We start from the raw sequence: 15,082 nt of genomic DNA on the forward strand, positions 1-15,082 counted from the left end.
ATGCCACCGGCTACGAGCGCGAGCTGGTGGTGGGGCAGTGGGGCCTGATCCCCTGGTTCGCCAAGGAGCCGAAGCTCACCTACCCGACGAACAACGCCCGCAGCGAGGAGCTGGCGGAGAAGGCCAGCTACAAGGACCCATGGAAGCGGGGCCAGCGCTGCATCATCCCGGCCATGAGCTTCGACGAGCCGTATTGGGGCCCCTTCGAACAGCCGTTCTCAAAGTGCGAGTGGTGGCGCTTCCGCCGCGCGGATGGCGCGCCCTGGGGCCTGGCCGGCCTCTGGAACGTCTGGACGGACAAGGCCACGGGCGACACGCACGAGAGCTACACCATGCTCACCCTCAACGCGGACGCGCACCCGCTCATGGGCCGCATGCACAAGCCCGAGGTGCACCCGGAGACGAAGCAGGTGCTGCCTCTCGAATTCCAGGACAAGCGTTCGGTCATCCCGATCGAGGCCGGCGACTTCGACCAGTGGCTTGAAGGGACCGTCGATCAGGCGCAGTTGCTGCTCAAGCTGGCGCCGGCCGAGATCTTCGACGCCGGCCCGGCGCCGCCGGATCCGCCCCGCTCACCGAAGCCAAAGCCGTCGCGGGCCAGGCCGAAGGAGCCGCCGGCGGCCGAAGAGCCTTCTCTGTTTTAGCGCCCTGGCCGGCCAGTAGGCCGTCGCGACGCGCGCCTCAGTGAACCCGCGTATCCGCCGGCTCTGGATCGTTGACTGCGAACACCTCCACCCAGCCTTCGAAGATCGCGTTGGGATTGCAGGTGCAGGGGGCGGCCGCACCGCCGCAGTCGCATCCGCCCTCAGTGACGACGTCGGAGGGGCGGTCCGGGTGGTCTTCGCAGACCCAACCCGAGCCAAGGCACTGGGCGCACTTCATTGGCGATTGGAACCTGGATACCCCGCGAGATACTTGCGCACCGCATCGACAGAGTGGCCCACGGCCATCACTGCGAAGCGGAGCTGATCCTCGGAGCACCCAAGGCTCATGGCCCAGTCGCGCACTTCGTAGTCCTGCTCGAGCGAGATTAACTTCCGGTCGCTGCCGATGCTTGGGTCGTCAGGCATGGTGATCTCCGTTCTGGTCTGCGCCGAGGGTTGCACGCCGACTGTAGGATGGCCCCCAGATCGAATCGCGGCACATGCCCACAGCAACCGCCGCTGGATTTGCTATTGAAGCGTCCTGCGCGGCAGTTCGATGGTGAAAACGCATCCGACGCCAGGTACGTCCCGCACTTTCAAGACACCCCCGTCAGCCTCGACATGCCGTCGCGCGATGGAGAGACCGAGGCCAACCCCGCTCCTGTCGTTACCGACCTGCATAAACGGCTGGAAGATGTTCGTGGTCCCTCCTGGAGGAAGCCCTCCGCAGTTGTCACTGACCTCAACCAGTACGTGATCTCCCTTGGCATAGGCGCTCAGCGTGACCTCCGTATGAGGGTGGGTGAACTTGAATGCGTTATGGAGCAAGTTCACCAAGGCCGCCAAGAGCTGTTCTCGATTTCCAGAGATGCCGAGCCTGGCGTCTACGTCCGGAACTGAGAGCATGCATCCTCTGGCGCTCGCGTCCAGTGAAGCCGCATTCTTGGCCTCTGCAACGAACGATGCGAGCGAAAAAGCCTCTGCATGCGGCGCTTCGGCTGTGACTCTGACTTGCGACAGAGACAGGTTGAGCAGGGCCGCCAAAGAAGCCAGGCTCCTTTTCAACAGGGCGCCAGTTGCACCACCGATTGGAACTTGTCCCGATTCCAGTGCCTTGAACGCCAGCGTTGCGGTATGCAAGTAGTTTCGTAACTCATGCACCAGCACGCCGAGACGCTCGTTCTCATCGGCGGACTGCTGAAGGGCTACGTTTGCGTCATGCGCGGCGCCGAACTCGGTAACTGCACCGGCGATTGCGTTGTCAAGACAACGATTCAACGTGCGGAAATCATCGACGGAGAACGGGGCATCCCGCTCGACCGCAAGGTCCGTGATGGCTTGGCAGAGGTCCCCATAGGCGTGAACTACTTGGTCTAAGGTGAACCCGAGCTCCAACAGCTTCTTGCCATGCGCAGCGGCGCTCAGGCCCATCTCGGACAGAGTGGTTGCGTCTCCGCCAGCGGCACCCGAAATCCGGAAGCTCTCGCCAAGATCCCCATCGTTCTGAGCTTCCAGCGTTCTCATCAACTGGTTCAGGAACAGCGGAACTCCGTTGGCAAGCTGCGCGTCGGTTGCGTCCCGCCTGGGCCGCAGCGCAACCTTCGCCTTGCAGCGCGCGATCAACTCCTCTCGGTTGTTGGAAAGAAACTTATGCATGCGGTCCTCCGTGAGTGGCCCCGGGTCCGCGGGACGCCGAACCGTTCAGCGGAGAGAACTCGGGCCCCGAGCACCTCACGAAGCCCGTACTCCCTCCGAAGTAGGCTCGCCCGCCATCTCTGGTTCCAGACGTTGGCCTGAAGCCAAAACGGTAGCGGGTCGCCACACCTCCCGCATAGGGGCGTATTGCCGCCTGATGACATCTATGCACTATCGCATAGAAGGCGGCCGCTCGCGCCGTACGAAGTGGTGAACTACGAAGGGCCCTCCGCCAACTTTCGTTCGTGCGGAGGGCCGTCGCGGTCTCGGATTGCCGAATAGGGTGCTGCCGAAATTTCGCAGACCCAACCCGAGTTAAGGCACTTAGCGCACCGCACGTTTGGCGCGCCTCGCCGAGAGGTGCTCGCGCACCTTGTCGGCCGAGTGGCCCACGGCCTCAACGGCGGAGCGCAGCTGCTCAGGCGTGCAGCCCAGGCTGTTCGCCCAATCTCTCACCTCGTAGTCCTCTTTGAGCGAGATCAACTTCCGGTCGCTACCGGTCTTGCTGGTGTCGTCAGGCATGGTGTTCTCCCAGTTGGCACGCCGAACGTCGCCGCGCCCGCGTGGGGGGCGTGTAGGCCCCCGTCATCATCTCGCGTCGGCTTCTTCGGATTGCCAAGCGGCCGCGGCGATCCAAGATGTCGGCATGGTCGACTTCGCCACGCTCTCCCCGATGCTGCTCGACGAGCGGCCGCTCAACCTGGATGAGCCGGGCTGGATCTACGAGCTGAAGTACGACGGCTACCGCATCCTGGCCGAGTTCGGCGACGAAAGCTGCCGGCTGAAGACCCGCAACGGCGCCGACGCGTCGAAGTGGTTACCTGAGGTCTGCCAGGGGCTCGCCGAGATCGCTGGCGGCCCCTACATCACGGACGGCGAGGTGTGCGTGCTGGATGAGTACGGCCGCAGCGACTTCGACGCCCTGCAGGACCGGGCGCGCCGGCGGCGCTGGTACACCGGGGCCCGGTCGGTCGCCTACCTGATCTTCGACCTGCTGGTCGACCGCGGCACCGACATCACCGGTTGGCCGCTGGCCAAGCGCAGGCCGCACTGGACCGGGTGCTCGAGGTCCCGTTGCCGAACCTGCTGAAGGTCGGCTACTTCGAGGAGGGCGCACGCCGGCTGTTCGACGAGGCGGTGCTGCCTCTGAAGCTGGAGGGCTTGGTGGCCAAGCGCCTGACAAGAAGGGGCGCGTCGGTAACCGGGGTTTGCCAGTGCGCTTCGCGCGCATGCAGCATGAGGTGCTGGGCGTTCACGCCCTGCACGGATAGAAGTTCGTCCGAGCACTGGCCCGAACGCTCGTCACCCCGACCTCGGATCAGGTTACCGCCCATCAATTCGTTGATCAGAAAGGCTCGACAGACGAGTCCTCATAGAAGCCGACCTTCAGCAAGCACAGTTCTTGGTCCGCTTAGTGCTGAACCAGCCGTTCGATTCTCCAGAATGCTCGGCACCGTCTGGCAAGCCGGATGCTGTGGAGCTTGCCGCGTTGCGTTGGCGGCGCATCAACGGCGCCCCTTGAACCGCTACCATGGAACGCCGGAAAGCATGCTCCGATGCGAAGCTTGATTACTTTTGCGCGTCATTCTCCTTGCGCTTCGGCCCCGGCCGGGCGCTTCGCAATTTCAGAACTACGTCATCTCCCAAATTCACATCTGGGTAGTTTTCAAAAGTGCGTTTCATCAGTTCACGTAGCCAGACCACGGCAGGGTCATGGTGAAACCGCGGATGCCAATGTTGAGTCAGAGCAAAGGGCGGGAGGGAAACGGGTGGCTGTGCGATCCGCACGACCCCATGGCGCTCGAACACCTTGGCAAGTTGCAAAGGCACAGTCGCGATTAGTTCGGGATGCTGCTCCATGAGCAGCGGTATCACCAAAAAATGCGGCGTCGAAAGGAAGATATTTCGCTTGATCCCTTGCTCGTCCAGCGCGCTGTCGTATGCACCGCCTACGCCACCGCGCAATGTGACGACTATCTGCGGCATCCGCTCGAACTGCTCGAGGGTTATTTGTTCCCCTACCTCTCGATTGAGGGAACTGACGATAGTGACGAACGAGTGCATGAACAGCCGCTGCTGGAACAATCCTTCGGGCGCGGAACGGATCGATCCGATCGCCAGGTCGGCCTCCCCGGCGCCTAGTACCGACTCGATTTGCTGAATCGGCACCTGCAGTGTTTGAAGAGTGCAGTGCGGCGCCGTGCGGCGAAGTCGGCTTATCAGAGGCGGCAGGAAGACAAGCTCACCCATATCCGTCATGCATAAAGCGAACCTTCTACGGGCGCGCGACGGATCGAAGCTAGCCTCCGAAAGGATTTGCTGCCGCAAGGTGGCCATAACGCTGAGGACCGTTCCCGACATGCCTTCAGCTTTGCGCGTCGGCATCATCCCTTCCGGCGTCTTTACGAACAACTGGTCATCGAAAAATTCTCTCAGGCGATTGAGCGCATGGCTCATCGCGCTCTGCGTAAGGCCGAGCGTCTGGGCAGCGCGTGTGACGCTTCGCTCTCGAAGCATTGCGTCCAAAACGCCTAGGAGATTGAGGTCCAAGGTGTCGGGTGTATGCATGGCGTACATTCCCAAGATGCAGTGAATGATGTTTACGCATACTGCCTCCGTCCATACCATTGCGTCAAGCCGAAAACGGCGCCCACGATGGAGACAGACATGAATACACGCCAGCACATCTTCAGCAACGGCTGAAGCCCACGAGCAGGTCGCTCGACTACCCCCGACATCTTTGCGTTTAAGCCCGCTGCCGAGCACTGGGCAGTGCGCCGTGCCGCCCGCTCGGGGCCGCCGTCTACGCCAATTCAGCTGCCCTACACAAAGGAGACTTCATGTTCATTAAAAACACCTGGTACGTGGCCGCCTGGGACAAGGAAATTCCCAGCGAAGGCATGTTCTCGCGGACCATCATCAACGTGCCGGTCGTCATGTACCGCAACGCGGACAACAGCATCGTGGCACTGGAGGATAGATGCTGCCACCGTGGCGCACCCCTGTCAGTCGGTCGCCGCGAGGGAGATTGCATCCGTTGCATGTACCACGGTCTCAAGTTCGACAGCAATGGCCAGTGCATCGAAGCCCCGGCTCAGGAACGCATTCCGCCGCAAGCGAGAGTGCGGAAGTTTCCGGTGGTCGAGCAGCACCGATGGGTGTGGATTTGGATGGGCGATGCCGATCGCGCCGATTCGGCGCTGATTCCGAATACACAGTGGCTGGATCACCCTGATTGGAAGAGTCTCGACGGCTATATCCACTACGACGTCAACTACCTGCTCATCTGCGACAACCTGCTCGACTTCTCGCATCTCCCGTTTGTGCATCCGACCACGTTGGGCGGAGGCGCGGACTACGCAGCCGTCAAACCCAAGGTTGAACGCATCGACGGCGGCGTGCGGATCACGCGCTGGGCAATCAACACAGAAGCTCCGCCATTTGCCGCTGCGGTCAAGGAATGGCCCGGCAAGGTTGATCGCTGGAACATCTACAACTTCACGATACCCGCAATCCTTCTGATGGACTCGGGGATGGCGCCGACGGGTACTGGCGCTCCTGAGGGCGAGCGGGTGGATGCGGCCGAATTTCGCGGCTGTCAGGCCATTACGCCGGAAACGGAAAACTCGACCCACTACTTCTTCGCCCACCCACACAACTTTGCGATCGATAGGCCGGAGGTCACCGCGTCGATCCACCAGTCAGTGGTGGCCGCGTTCGATGAGGACCGCGACATCATCACTGCGCAACAGAGAAGTCTTGCCCTGGCGCCGGATTTCAAGATGACGCCTTTCGCCATGGACGCTGGACTTTCTCAGTTCCGTTGGGCCGTCACCAAGAAGCTCGAGGAGGAAGCCGCCGAAATGGCGCGTAAGCAAGCTTCCCCGCAAGCCGCGCCCTAACAACGGCATCCCGACAAATCCACACTTGGAGACATACATGAAGCGCTTCCTCATTCCCGCCCTCTTGACGACGACCCTGCTACCGGTAGCTGCACTGGCACAGGAGCCGTACCCGAACAAACCGCTGCGCATGGTCGTTCCCTACGCCGCGGGGGGCGCAACCGATTTCGTGGCAAGGACGATCGGCGAACGACTGGCGAAGTCGCTTGGCCAGCCGGTTGTCGTGGATAACAAGCCAGGCGCTGCTGGAGGGCTTGGCGCTGGCGAGGTGGCGCGCTCCAAGCCTGACGGTTATACCGTCCTCCTAACGATCACGGACTCGCAGATCAACAATGCGGCGCTGTTCAAGACGCTGCCGTATGACCCTCAGAAGGACTTCGCGTTCGTAACGCAGGTTGTCCGCAGCCCGGCCCTCATTTCTGTCAATGCTGAAAGCCCGATCAAGAGCATGCAAGACTTGAAGCAGCAAGTCGCCAAGGAGAAAGGCAAACTTAGCTTTGCGTCATGGGGCATCGGTGGTCTGGGCCATCTGGCCGGCGAAAGCCTCAACCGAGATTTGCAGGCTGGCATGGTTCATTCGCCCCAGCGTGGTGAAGGTCCGGTGATCACCGACCTGTTGTCAAAGACGGTTGACGTCGGCTTCTCGTCCGTGGCGAGCGCGAAGCAACACGTTCAAGCGGGGAAGCTCACCCCACTGGCGGTGTTGGGAACGGAGCGCTCCACCGCATTGCCCAAGGTGCCGACGATGCGTGAGCTCGGCTTCAAGGACCCGATCTTCGACACAAACGTATGGATCGCCGTGTTGCTCCCGTCGAAGACACCGACGCCTATTGTTAAGAAGCTCTCAGAAGAGATCCGCGCCATTGTCGGTTCGCCTGAGATCACTGCTCTCTACGTGGACCGAGGCTTTGAGGTCATGAACACGACACCCGATCAATTCGCTACGAGCTATAAATCAGAGTTCGACATCGTGACAAAACGGATCCGCGACCTCGGCATCGAAGCCCAGTAAGGAACGAGATGCAAACCGACACGCTCGCGCTCAGAGTCAGCGCGATTCGCGCAGAGGCGCGGGACGTCATGTCGATCGAGCTTCGGGACCCTGCAAGAAAGGCGCTGCCTGCGTTTGCGCCAGGCGCTCATCTCGAGATTACATTGCCACCGCGTGAAGGCGAGGCGCACGGGCTGATTCGGCACTACTCACTTTGCAATACGTCCACCGAGTGCGACCGGTACGTCGTGGCAGTGGGCCGTGCAGAGAACAGCCGCGGCGGCTCCGTGGCTATGCACGAAGTGGTGCGACTGGGCACGATCTTGACCGTTCGCCCCCCTCGCAACAATTTTCCCCTGACCGCCACCGCGGGCCACTACAGGTTCGTTGCCGGCGGCATCGGCATCACCCCAATTCTGTCGATGATCAGATGGTGCGACGCTCACGGGAAAAGTTGGTCCCTATTGTATTGCTCACGCAACCGTGCGCGAACGACGTTCTACGAAGAGTTGCGTGCGTTTGGCGATCGGGTGACATTTCACTTCGACGATGAGTCGCGTGGTCAGCACGTAGATTTCGAGCGAGCGTTGGCCGAACCCCAGGATGACGAACACGTTTACTGCTGTGGACCACGTCCTTTGATGCTGGCGGTCGAAGCCGCAGGAATGAGCCGTCCGGAAGGCAGCGTGCACTTCGAGTGGTTCACCGCCAAAGAAGTCGCGCATGCGCCCCCGGTAGCCACAGACGTGTTCGACATCGTCCTGAGGTCCAGCGGTTTGCGCCTTCAGGTGGTTCCGGAGAAAAGCATCCTTGAAACGCTGGAGGACAACGGGGTCTCCATACCGTTCTCCTGTCGCGAAGGGTTGTGCAGGACCTGTGAGACTGGCCTCTGCGGCGGCGAAGCAGATCACCGCGATTTGGTGCTTACAGAAGATGAGCGCAATGCGCAGAAATCAGTGATGGTTTGTGTCTCGCGCTCCAAGACACCAACCCTCGAACTTGACCTCTAGCGGCTTAGGCCGCTCGCGATAGACCCCAACCAACCTTGGAACCACCATGAATAAAACCAAAACGTTCGCCAGCCAGGCCGACCTAGAGGAGAAGAAAGTCACCTTCAGCCAGATCTCGGAACACGCCTGGGCCTACACGGCCGAGGGAGATCCGAACACCGGCATCATCATCGGCGACGACGCAGTGCTGGTGGCCGACACGCAGGCGACGCCTTCGATGGCGGCCGACGTGATCCGCCGCATCCGCGAAGTGACCGACAAGCCCATCAAGTACGTAGTGCTGACCCACTACCACGCAGTGCGCGTGCTGGGTGCCAGTGCCTACGAGCCGCAACAGATCATTGCCAGCCAGGACACCTACGACCTGATCGTTGAGCGCGGCGAGCAGGACAAGGCCAGCGAGATCGGCCGCTTTCCGCGCCTATTCAGCAATGTCGAGACGGTGCCTCCCGGCATGACCTGGCCCACCATGACCTTCACCGGCAGGATGACCCTGTGGCTGGGCAAGCTCGAGGTGCAGTTGCTGCAGCTCGGCCGCGGCCACACCAAGGGTGACACAGTGGTCTGGCTGCCTGGCGAAGGCGCGATGCTGTCGGGAGACCTGGTCGAGTTCGGGGCGACGCCCTATGCCGGCGACGCATATTTCAAAGACTGGCCGCAGACGCTGAACAATGTAGCCTCCCTAAAACCGAAGGCGCTGGTGCCCGGCCGCGGCGCTGCGCTGACCACGCCCGAGGCAGTGGACAAGGGCCTGACGGAAACGCGCGACTTCATCGCTGACGTCTACGCCAATGTGCAAAAGGGCGTCGCCGCCGGCAAGGACCTGAACGCGGTCTACAAGGACACCTTCGCGGCGCTCAAGCCCAAGTACGGCCACTGGGTGATCTTCGATCACTGCATGCCCTTCGACGTGACGCGCTGCTATGACGAGGTCACGAAGTACGCCGATCCGCGCATCTGGACCGCCGAGCGCGACATCGAGATGTGGAAGACCCTGGAAGGCTAGGGCCTTCACAGAACCGAAAGACAAACATGCAGCTGAACGACCTCGCGTCGGTCGGCGGGGAACCGCTCGACTATCAGAAGCTAACCTTCGATTACGTCCGCCATCCGGACCAGACGGCCACCGCGCCGGCGCGCCACCCGGTGGTGGTGGTGGGCGCCGGGCCGGTCGGCCTGGCGCTGGCAGTCGACCTCGCGCAGCAGCAGGTGCCGGTGGTGCTCTTGGACAACGACAACCGCCTGTCGACAGGCTCGCGTGCCATCTGTTTCGCCAAGCGCTCGCTCGAGATCTTCGACCGGCTCGGTTGCGGTGACCGCATGGTGGCCAAGGGCGTGTCGTGGCGGCTGGGCCGCGTGTTCTTCCGCAACGAGCAGATCTTTGAGTTCGACTTGCTGCCAGAGCAAGGGCACGAACGACCGGCCTTTATCAACCTGCAGCAGTATTACGTCGAGGGCTACCTGGCAGAGCGCGCGGCACACCTGCCGTCGATCGACATCCGCTGGAACAACAAGGTAGTCGGCCTCGAGCAGCGTGACGATCATGCAGTGCTGACCATCGAAACGCCGGACGGCAACTATCGGCTCGCGGCCGACTACGTGGCGGCCTGCGATGGCTCCCGCTCCAGCGTGCGCCAGCTCATCGGCCAGGAGAGCAAGGGCCGGGTCTTCAAGGACCGTTTCCTCATCGCCGACGTGAAGATGAAGCTCGATCGGCCGGCGGAGCGATGGTTCTGGTTCGACCCCGAATTCCACCGCAACCAGAGCGTGCTTCTGCACATGCAGCCCGACAACGTGTGGCGCATTGACTTCCAACTTGGCTGGGAGGCCGACCCGGAGCAAGAGAAGAAGCCCGAGAACATCATTCCCCGCGTCAAGGCACTGCTCGGCGAGGACGCCCAGTTCGAGCTCGAGTGGGCCAGCGTCTATACCTTTGCATGCCTGCGCATGGACCACTTCCGACATGGCCGCGTACTGTTTGCCGGCGACTCGGCGCACGGCGTATCGCCCTTCGGCGCACGCGGTGCCAATTCGGGCGTGCAGGATGCTGAGAACCTGGCGTGGAAGCTGGCGGCCGTGCTGCGCGCCGAGGCACCTGACGCATTGCTCGACAGCTACGCTACCGAGCGCGAATACGCGGCCGACGAAAACATCCGCAACTCGACCCGTGCCACCGACTTCATCACTCCTAAGAGCGAGGTGAGCCGGCTGTTCCGCGATGCCGTCCTGGAACTCGCAAAGGAACATCCGTTCGCTCGCACCTTGGTCAACAGCGGCCGACTGTCAGTCCCGGCCACGCTGTACGGCTCGCCGCTTCTTACGGCCGACGTAGATACCTTTGCTGGCCCGATGGTCCCCGGTCGAGTAGCGGCCGACGCGCCAATTTCGCTTGCCGACGGTCGCCGCGGCTGGCTGCTGCGCGAACTCGGCCGCTCCAACTTCACTGCCTTGGTGTTTGGCGATGGAGAAGATGCGGAGCGCGTGGAGCGCGTGGCGCGCGCGCTGGCGCAAACGGACATTGCTTTGCGCATCCTACGCGTGCCGCTGCAAGACAACGCGCTGGCCGCACAGCGCTACGACGCGCAGCCAGGCACCCTCTATTTATTGCGTCCCGACCAGCACGTCTGTGCTCGCTGGCGCTCCCCTTCGGAGCAGGCGCTGCGCGTCGCCCTCGACCGAGCATTGGCTAAGGAATGAAGGGACATGCCATGTTGCAGCAACAACTGATCACCGCATCCAACCTCGATGCGCCCGACGACTTCTACGAAGCGCTGATCGAGGCGCACCAAGGCCTCACGACCGAAGAGAGCCATGCTTTCAACGCCCGGCTGGTATTGGTACTAGCCAATCACGTCGGCGCGCTGTCTGTGTTGCGAGCAGCCTTCACCGCGGCGCAGCGAAGTCCGCAAAAACGCAGCGGTGACTAGCGCTTGCCCTTGAAGGGGTCTGCCGACGATCGACTGTTGAAGGTCAGTGTTCGGAGGACGGCCGCTATCGCATTGCATAGCAGCCGTTCGCGCTACGCCCTCGCGGGGCAGCAATGGGCCCAGAGCCGGCTTACAGCGGATCCCAGGATCGCCGGTGAGCGGTCATCGGGCGACAGACCTTTGAGCACTGGCTCAACTGAGAAAACCCAGGCGATGCAACCGCCGCGGCTATCGTGATAAGTCTTCCTATCGCGGTAGGCACATCGCAGCACGACAGCGCGTTCAATCATCGTCGAGCATCCGGCTGACCTTGCTGCCCAGCGCGCTTTCGGCGCGGAAGTAGCCCATCACGGTCGCCACGCTGTGATGACCGGTCATGGCCATCGTCTCGGGCAGCGACATGTTCTGCCGGCCGGCTTCCGTCACGAACCCGGCCCTGAGCGAGTGCGCAGAAAACTTCCCCTCGACCCCCGCCATCGCGCATCGCTCCTTCACGATGTCGCGCACGGCCGCAGGCGCGAGCGGCTCCCCGAGATGCCCCCCCTTGCGAATGCGACGGAAGAGGGCGCCTTCCTGGATGCCGCTGGCGACGAGCCACTCCTGCATGGCCGCAGCCGCGCTGCCCACCAGGGGTTTCACGTCCTCGGGACGCTCGGCGCCGGCCTGGTTGGTCTTGGAGTGCGTGAGCGTGTAGAGATAGGAGCGGGCGCCATCTCCGCCCACGCGCTGAAGGTTCTCGAACGTCGCCGAGGCGACCTCGGAGCGCCGTCGCCCGCCGGTGGCCCAGGCGAACAGGAGGAGGGCGCGATCGCGCTTTCCGCGCAGGGTGTCGTCGCAGGTCGCCAGTACCGCCTGCAGCGGATCCTTGGTGAGCGCGCGCTGCTTGCGCGGGCGCGCGCCGCGCTTGGCGTAGGCGCGGCGCGTCTGGGCCAGGAGCTCGCGCACCAGCGGGTCTGCGCAAGGATTCGGCGCCTTGGCCAGCTGGTGCGCCTTGGACAGCACCGCGATGCGGTGCACGAGCGTGTTGAGCGCCGGGGCGCCGAGCCGCGCCTTGTAGCCGTTGGCCACCAGTGCCTGGTCGATGTCCGGCGGCAGTTCGCTGACCAATCCCGTCGACGGGCCGGCCTTGCGGTCGGGGTCTTGCGCATCCGCCTTGCGCGCGGCGTGGTCGACGATGAACTGGATGGCGACCGGCACGGGAACCGGCATTCGCAGCGCTTGGCCATAGCGCGCGGCGTACCAGGCGCACCAATAGCGCATCGCCGAGGCGTAGGAGGCGCGCGTGTTGGCCGACTCGCCCTCGCGCAGGAGCGCGCGCGCCGCGTCCTCGGTCGTCTGCGCAAGGCGCGCCGGATCCAGCGCCAGGCTGCGTTCGGGCAGGTTCGCGAGCGGGTGCGTTTCGGCTGCTTTCATGGTAATTATCTTACATATGATGTATGATTCGCGACATCATACATCGATAAGTCACGATAACATTCCCTTATCGATGGTAAAAGAGGGGCCGAAGAGTAGCTGAAGTCAGGAAGTTCGAGGGTGAAGTTAAAGTGGTTTGTGAGCTGTGGCGAATGGTCGCGGCAACGGAAGGATTGATATGAGCCAGGTCACGGAATTGAGAGGCCGCGGGATCCAGGAGGCGGACGTCTTCGCGGCCGCGGATGCGCTGCTGGCCGAGGGCAAGCGGCCTACCATCGAGCGCGTGCGGCTGAAGATCGGGCGCGGCTCGCCGAACACCGTGAGCCCGATGCTCGAGCGTTGGTTTGCGACACTCGGCGAGCGGCTGGTGAGCATGCAAGCAGCAGGTTCGCCGCGGCCGGCCGGCAATGATGCGGACGGGATGCCGGTGGGCGTGCGCAATGCCGCGCGGCTGCTTTGGGAGACGGCGCGCCGGGAGGCCGAGGAAGTTCAGCGCGGCGAGCTGGAATCGGTGCGCGCGGAGCTGCAGGCGCGCGAGGACGCTCTGGCCGAGGCCCAGACAGCGCTCGCGCAACGAGAGGAAGCCTTCGCCCAGGCCCGGATGAGCTTGGATGCCGCGCTGGCTTCGTCACAGCAGGCTCGCGAGGCGCTGGAGCGCCAACTCAAGGAACACGCTATCGAGGCTCACCGGGTGCGCACGGGCCTGGATGACGAAATCAAGCGGCTGACCGCCCTGCTCTCTCGGGCGGGCGAAGCCCAGGAGCGGATGCGTCGGGAGCACGCCGAGGCGATGGCAGCGCGCGATCAGGACCTGCGCGACGCCGAGGAACGGCATGCCGGCCAGGAAAGGCGGATGCTGGCCGAGGTCGACCGGGCCCGGCAAGCGGCCAGGGCACTCGAATCCGAACTGACCAGGGAGCAGCAGCGACGGGCCAAAAGCGAGGAAGCGGCGGCGAAGCGGCTTGAGGTGGAATTAAGCAAACTACAACAGGTGCGGGAGGTTGCCCGCGCTACCGAACTGGCGCTGCGTGACGAACTGGCCGCGCAAAGTGTCGAGCTGGCCAAGGCACGCGCTGAAGGCGCAGCCGCCAAAAATCAAATAGACGGCCTGCTCAGGCGCGCTGAGGCAGACGAGCTGGCGCATGAAGCTACCCGCGAGCTATTGGCTAGCGCTTTGGCAGGTCGGGGCAAGACGCCGGCAACCGCTCGGCCCAAGCGTTCGCGCGGCGCGAGGTGACCATGCGCATGTCATCGCGGTCATCCGAACTGGCTCAGGCCAATCCGCCCTGATAATGAAATACACCGGATCTTCCTACCGCTGTTCGAGAATTGCGGTACTCCGACCACGCGCGGCACGTGAACGGGCGCGAAACTTTTAGGATTATGGCTACAAAAAGCAAAGCTTCAGCTCAGGCTATGCCTGCTGCGCCGCCCCCCATCGTGCGGTTCAAGACCGCTGATTTGCATTTCGACCCCAAGAACCCGCGCTTCTAACGACTTAACAACGCGGGTGAAGATCAGCAGGTGATCGAAGAGATGCTTGATGACGAGGGCGTCCAAGACCTAATGGCCTCAATCGGGCAGAAGGGTTACTTTGAGGGGGAACCGCTACTTGTCACGAGAGAAGGCGGCAGGCTGATCGTCGTGGAAGGAAACCGGCGTCTCGCAGCGGTCAAGTTGCTAAACCGGCAGTTTGAGCCACCGACGCGTCGGAAGGCGAGTGTCCAAGAACTTCGAGAGGCGGCTGTTGTCCCGATTCCTGATGAACTGCCGTGCATCGAGTACCCTGACCGCCGGTCGTCGATGCGCTATCTGGGTTACCGGCACATTACCGGAATTAAGGAGTGGGATTCTCTTTCCAAGGCGCAGTACTTGATGGACCTCCGGCAGGAGTTCTACCGAGATTTGCCGAAAGTCGACCTGACGCGTACGTTGGCTCGAGACATTGGAAGCCGGGTTGACTACGTGGGCCAGTTGCTGACCGGTCTGCAGCTTTACCACACAGCGCAGGGTGCTAAGTACTTTGGCCTTCCCATGGAGGGAAAGGATATTGAGTTTTCGTATATCACCACCGCCCTCAACTACAAGAAAATAACCGACTGGCTCGGGCTTTCAGGACGGGACGACTACGAGATGCCGAAGTTGAAAGACGATCGGCTTAAGTTGCTATTCGGTTGGCTGTTCCCTAAGGATCAACAGGGTCGAACAATCGTTGGTGAGTCTCGGAATATCGGCAAGCTGGCTGACATCGTGAGCAGCAAACATGCAGCGGACATGCTTGCCAAAACGCGCGATTTACACACTGCCTATCTCTACAGCGAGGGTCCGCAACAGGCCCTTAACAATGCACTCGACGAGGCTCAAAGACACATCTCTCTAGTCTGGGGCATGCTGCCTGATACAAAGCCGTTGACACGAGAGCATCTAGCCCAGGCAGATAAGCTGGCGGAAGTTGCGCGCGATGTCCGTTCGTATCTGCGCGACAAGATTGAGGACTGAT

15 protein-coding genes are annotated in these 15,082 nt (G+C 62.4%); 10 read left to right on the plus strand and 5 right to left on the minus strand.

Going from position 1 to position 15,082, the window contains the following annotated elements; all coding sequences use genetic code 11:
• A partial coding sequence (locus tag AC3A6X_RS34330) for an SOS response-associated peptidase (protein ID WP_487846357.1) occupies positions 1-644 on the plus strand: 644 nt, incomplete at its 5' end.
• Positions 645-878: 234 nt separating this feature from the next.
• Here AC3A6X_RS34330 and AC3A6X_RS34335 read toward each other — a convergent pair.
• From AC3A6X_RS34335 to AC3A6X_RS34345, 3 genes are all read right to left on the minus strand, one after another.
• The gene (locus AC3A6X_RS34335) at positions 879-1,070 is read right to left on the minus strand and encodes a DUF3606 domain-containing protein (protein ID WP_487846358.1); all 192 of its coding nucleotides are present in this window, start codon (positions 1,068-1,070) and stop codon (positions 879-881) included.
• A 102-nt stretch (positions 1,071-1,172) separates the two neighbouring features.
• Complete coding sequence (locus AC3A6X_RS34340) at positions 1,173-2,300, minus strand: sensor histidine kinase (protein WP_487846359.1); 1,128 nt, start codon at positions 2,298-2,300, stop codon at positions 1,173-1,175.
• 363 nt (positions 2,301-2,663) lie between these two features.
• Positions 2,664-2,861 carry a DUF3606 domain-containing protein gene (locus AC3A6X_RS34345; protein ID WP_487846360.1) on the minus strand — a complete coding sequence of 66 codons (198 nt, stop codon included), beginning with the start codon at positions 2,859-2,861 and terminating at the stop codon, positions 2,664-2,666.
• A 124-nt stretch (positions 2,862-2,985) separates the two neighbouring features.
• Between AC3A6X_RS34345 and AC3A6X_RS34350 the strand changes: the two genes are divergently transcribed.
• The gene (locus AC3A6X_RS34350; RefSeq protein WP_487846361.1) at positions 2,986-3,429 is read left to right on the plus strand and encodes an ATP-dependent DNA ligase; all 444 of its coding nucleotides are present in this window, start codon (positions 2,986-2,988) and stop codon (positions 3,427-3,429) included.
• A 479-nt stretch (positions 3,430-3,908) separates the two neighbouring features.
• On the opposite strand, the gene AC3A6X_RS34355 is transcribed toward AC3A6X_RS34350, so the two are convergent.
• Positions 3,909-4,967, minus strand: coding sequence for a LysR family transcriptional regulator (locus AC3A6X_RS34355; protein ID WP_487846362.1), 1,059 nt, complete (start codon positions 4,965-4,967; stop codon positions 3,909-3,911).
• 212 nt (positions 4,968-5,179) lie between these two features.
• Between AC3A6X_RS34355 and AC3A6X_RS34360 the strand changes: the two genes are divergently transcribed.
• From AC3A6X_RS34360 to AC3A6X_RS34385, 6 genes are read left to right on the plus strand one after another with little or no spacing between them, the layout of a single operon-like run.
• On the plus strand, positions 5,180-6,241 hold the full coding sequence (locus tag AC3A6X_RS34360) for an aromatic ring-hydroxylating dioxygenase subunit alpha (RefSeq protein WP_487846363.1): 1,062 nt from the start codon (positions 5,180-5,182) through the stop codon (positions 6,239-6,241).
• 37 nt (positions 6,242-6,278) lie between these two features.
• The gene (locus AC3A6X_RS34365; protein ID WP_487846364.1) at positions 6,279-7,253 is read left to right on the plus strand and encodes a Bug family tripartite tricarboxylate transporter substrate binding protein; all 975 of its coding nucleotides are present in this window, start codon (positions 6,279-6,281) and stop codon (positions 7,251-7,253) included.
• A gap of 8 nt (positions 7,254-7,261) precedes the next feature.
• On the plus strand, positions 7,262-8,242 hold the full coding sequence (locus AC3A6X_RS34370) for a PDR/VanB family oxidoreductase (protein ID WP_487846365.1): 981 nt from the start codon (positions 7,262-7,264) through the stop codon (positions 8,240-8,242).
• Between the two features lie 46 nt (positions 8,243-8,288).
• A complete protein-coding gene (locus AC3A6X_RS34375) occupies positions 8,289-9,248 on the plus strand; it encodes an MBL fold metallo-hydrolase (protein ID WP_487846366.1) in 960 nt (319 codons plus the stop codon).
• Between the two features lie 26 nt (positions 9,249-9,274).
• A complete protein-coding gene (locus AC3A6X_RS34380; protein WP_487846367.1) occupies positions 9,275-10,939 on the plus strand; it encodes an FAD-dependent oxidoreductase in 1,665 nt (554 codons plus the stop codon).
• 11 nt (positions 10,940-10,950) lie between these two features.
• On the plus strand, positions 10,951-11,169 hold the full coding sequence (locus tag AC3A6X_RS34385; protein WP_487846368.1) for a DUF2783 domain-containing protein: 219 nt from the start codon (positions 10,951-10,953) through the stop codon (positions 11,167-11,169).
• Between the two features lie 282 nt (positions 11,170-11,451).
• On the opposite strand, the gene AC3A6X_RS34390 is transcribed toward AC3A6X_RS34385, so the two are convergent.
• Positions 11,452-12,582, minus strand: a complete 1,131-nt coding sequence (locus AC3A6X_RS34390) for a site-specific integrase (RefSeq protein WP_487846369.1) — start codon at positions 12,580-12,582, stop codon at positions 11,452-11,454.
• Positions 12,583-12,760: 178 nt separating this feature from the next.
• Between AC3A6X_RS34390 and AC3A6X_RS34395 the strand changes: the two genes are divergently transcribed.
• Together AC3A6X_RS34395 and AC3A6X_RS34400 are read left to right on the plus strand one after the other, a co-directional pair.
• Positions 12,761-13,819, plus strand: coding sequence for a DNA-binding protein (locus AC3A6X_RS34395; protein WP_487846370.1), 1,059 nt, complete (start codon positions 12,761-12,763; stop codon positions 13,817-13,819).
• 287 nt (positions 13,820-14,106) lie between these two features.
• Positions 14,107-15,081 (plus strand): ParB N-terminal domain-containing protein, encoded by a 975-nt coding sequence (locus AC3A6X_RS34400; RefSeq protein WP_487846371.1) that lies wholly within the window; start codon positions 14,107-14,109, stop codon positions 15,079-15,081.
• The last annotated feature ends 1 nt before the right edge of the window (position 15,082 follow it).

It is taken from the genome of Variovorax sp. Soil_C_12, from assembly GCF_057657375.1.

Bases quoted from the DNA above. Each gene is read 5' to 3' on its own strand.
- AC3A6X_RS34335 (WP_487846358.1), bottom strand. From the start codon at position 1,070: ATGCCTGACGACCCAAGCATCGGCAGCGACCGGAAGTTAATCTCGCTC.
- AC3A6X_RS34340 (WP_487846359.1), bottom strand. From the start codon at position 2,300: ATGCATAAGTTTCTTTCCAACAACCGAGAGGAGTTGATCGCGCGCTGC.
- AC3A6X_RS34345 (WP_487846360.1), bottom strand. From the start codon at position 2,861: ATGCCTGACGACACCAGCAAGACCGGTAGCGACCGGAAGTTGATCTCG.
- AC3A6X_RS34350 (WP_487846361.1), top strand. From the start codon at position 2,986: ATGGTCGACTTCGCCACGCTCTCCCCGATGCTGCTCGACGAGCGGCCG.
- AC3A6X_RS34355 (WP_487846362.1), bottom strand. From the start codon at position 4,967: ATGGTATGGACGGAGGCAGTATGCGTAAACATCATTCACTGCATCTTG.
- AC3A6X_RS34360 (WP_487846363.1), top strand. From the start codon at position 5,180: ATGTTCATTAAAAACACCTGGTACGTGGCCGCCTGGGACAAGGAAATT.
- AC3A6X_RS34365 (WP_487846364.1), top strand. From the start codon at position 6,279: ATGAAGCGCTTCCTCATTCCCGCCCTCTTGACGACGACCCTGCTACCG.
- AC3A6X_RS34370 (WP_487846365.1), top strand. From the start codon at position 7,262: ATGCAAACCGACACGCTCGCGCTCAGAGTCAGCGCGATTCGCGCAGAG.
- AC3A6X_RS34375 (WP_487846366.1), top strand. From the start codon at position 8,289: ATGAATAAAACCAAAACGTTCGCCAGCCAGGCCGACCTAGAGGAGAAG.
- AC3A6X_RS34380 (WP_487846367.1), top strand. From the start codon at position 9,275: ATGCAGCTGAACGACCTCGCGTCGGTCGGCGGGGAACCGCTCGACTAT.
- AC3A6X_RS34385 (WP_487846368.1), top strand. From the start codon at position 10,951: ATGTTGCAGCAACAACTGATCACCGCATCCAACCTCGATGCGCCCGAC.
- AC3A6X_RS34390 (WP_487846369.1), bottom strand. From the start codon at position 12,582: ATGAAAGCAGCCGAAACGCACCCGCTCGCGAACCTGCCCGAACGCAGC.
- AC3A6X_RS34395 (WP_487846370.1), top strand. From the start codon at position 12,761: ATGAGCCAGGTCACGGAATTGAGAGGCCGCGGGATCCAGGAGGCGGAC.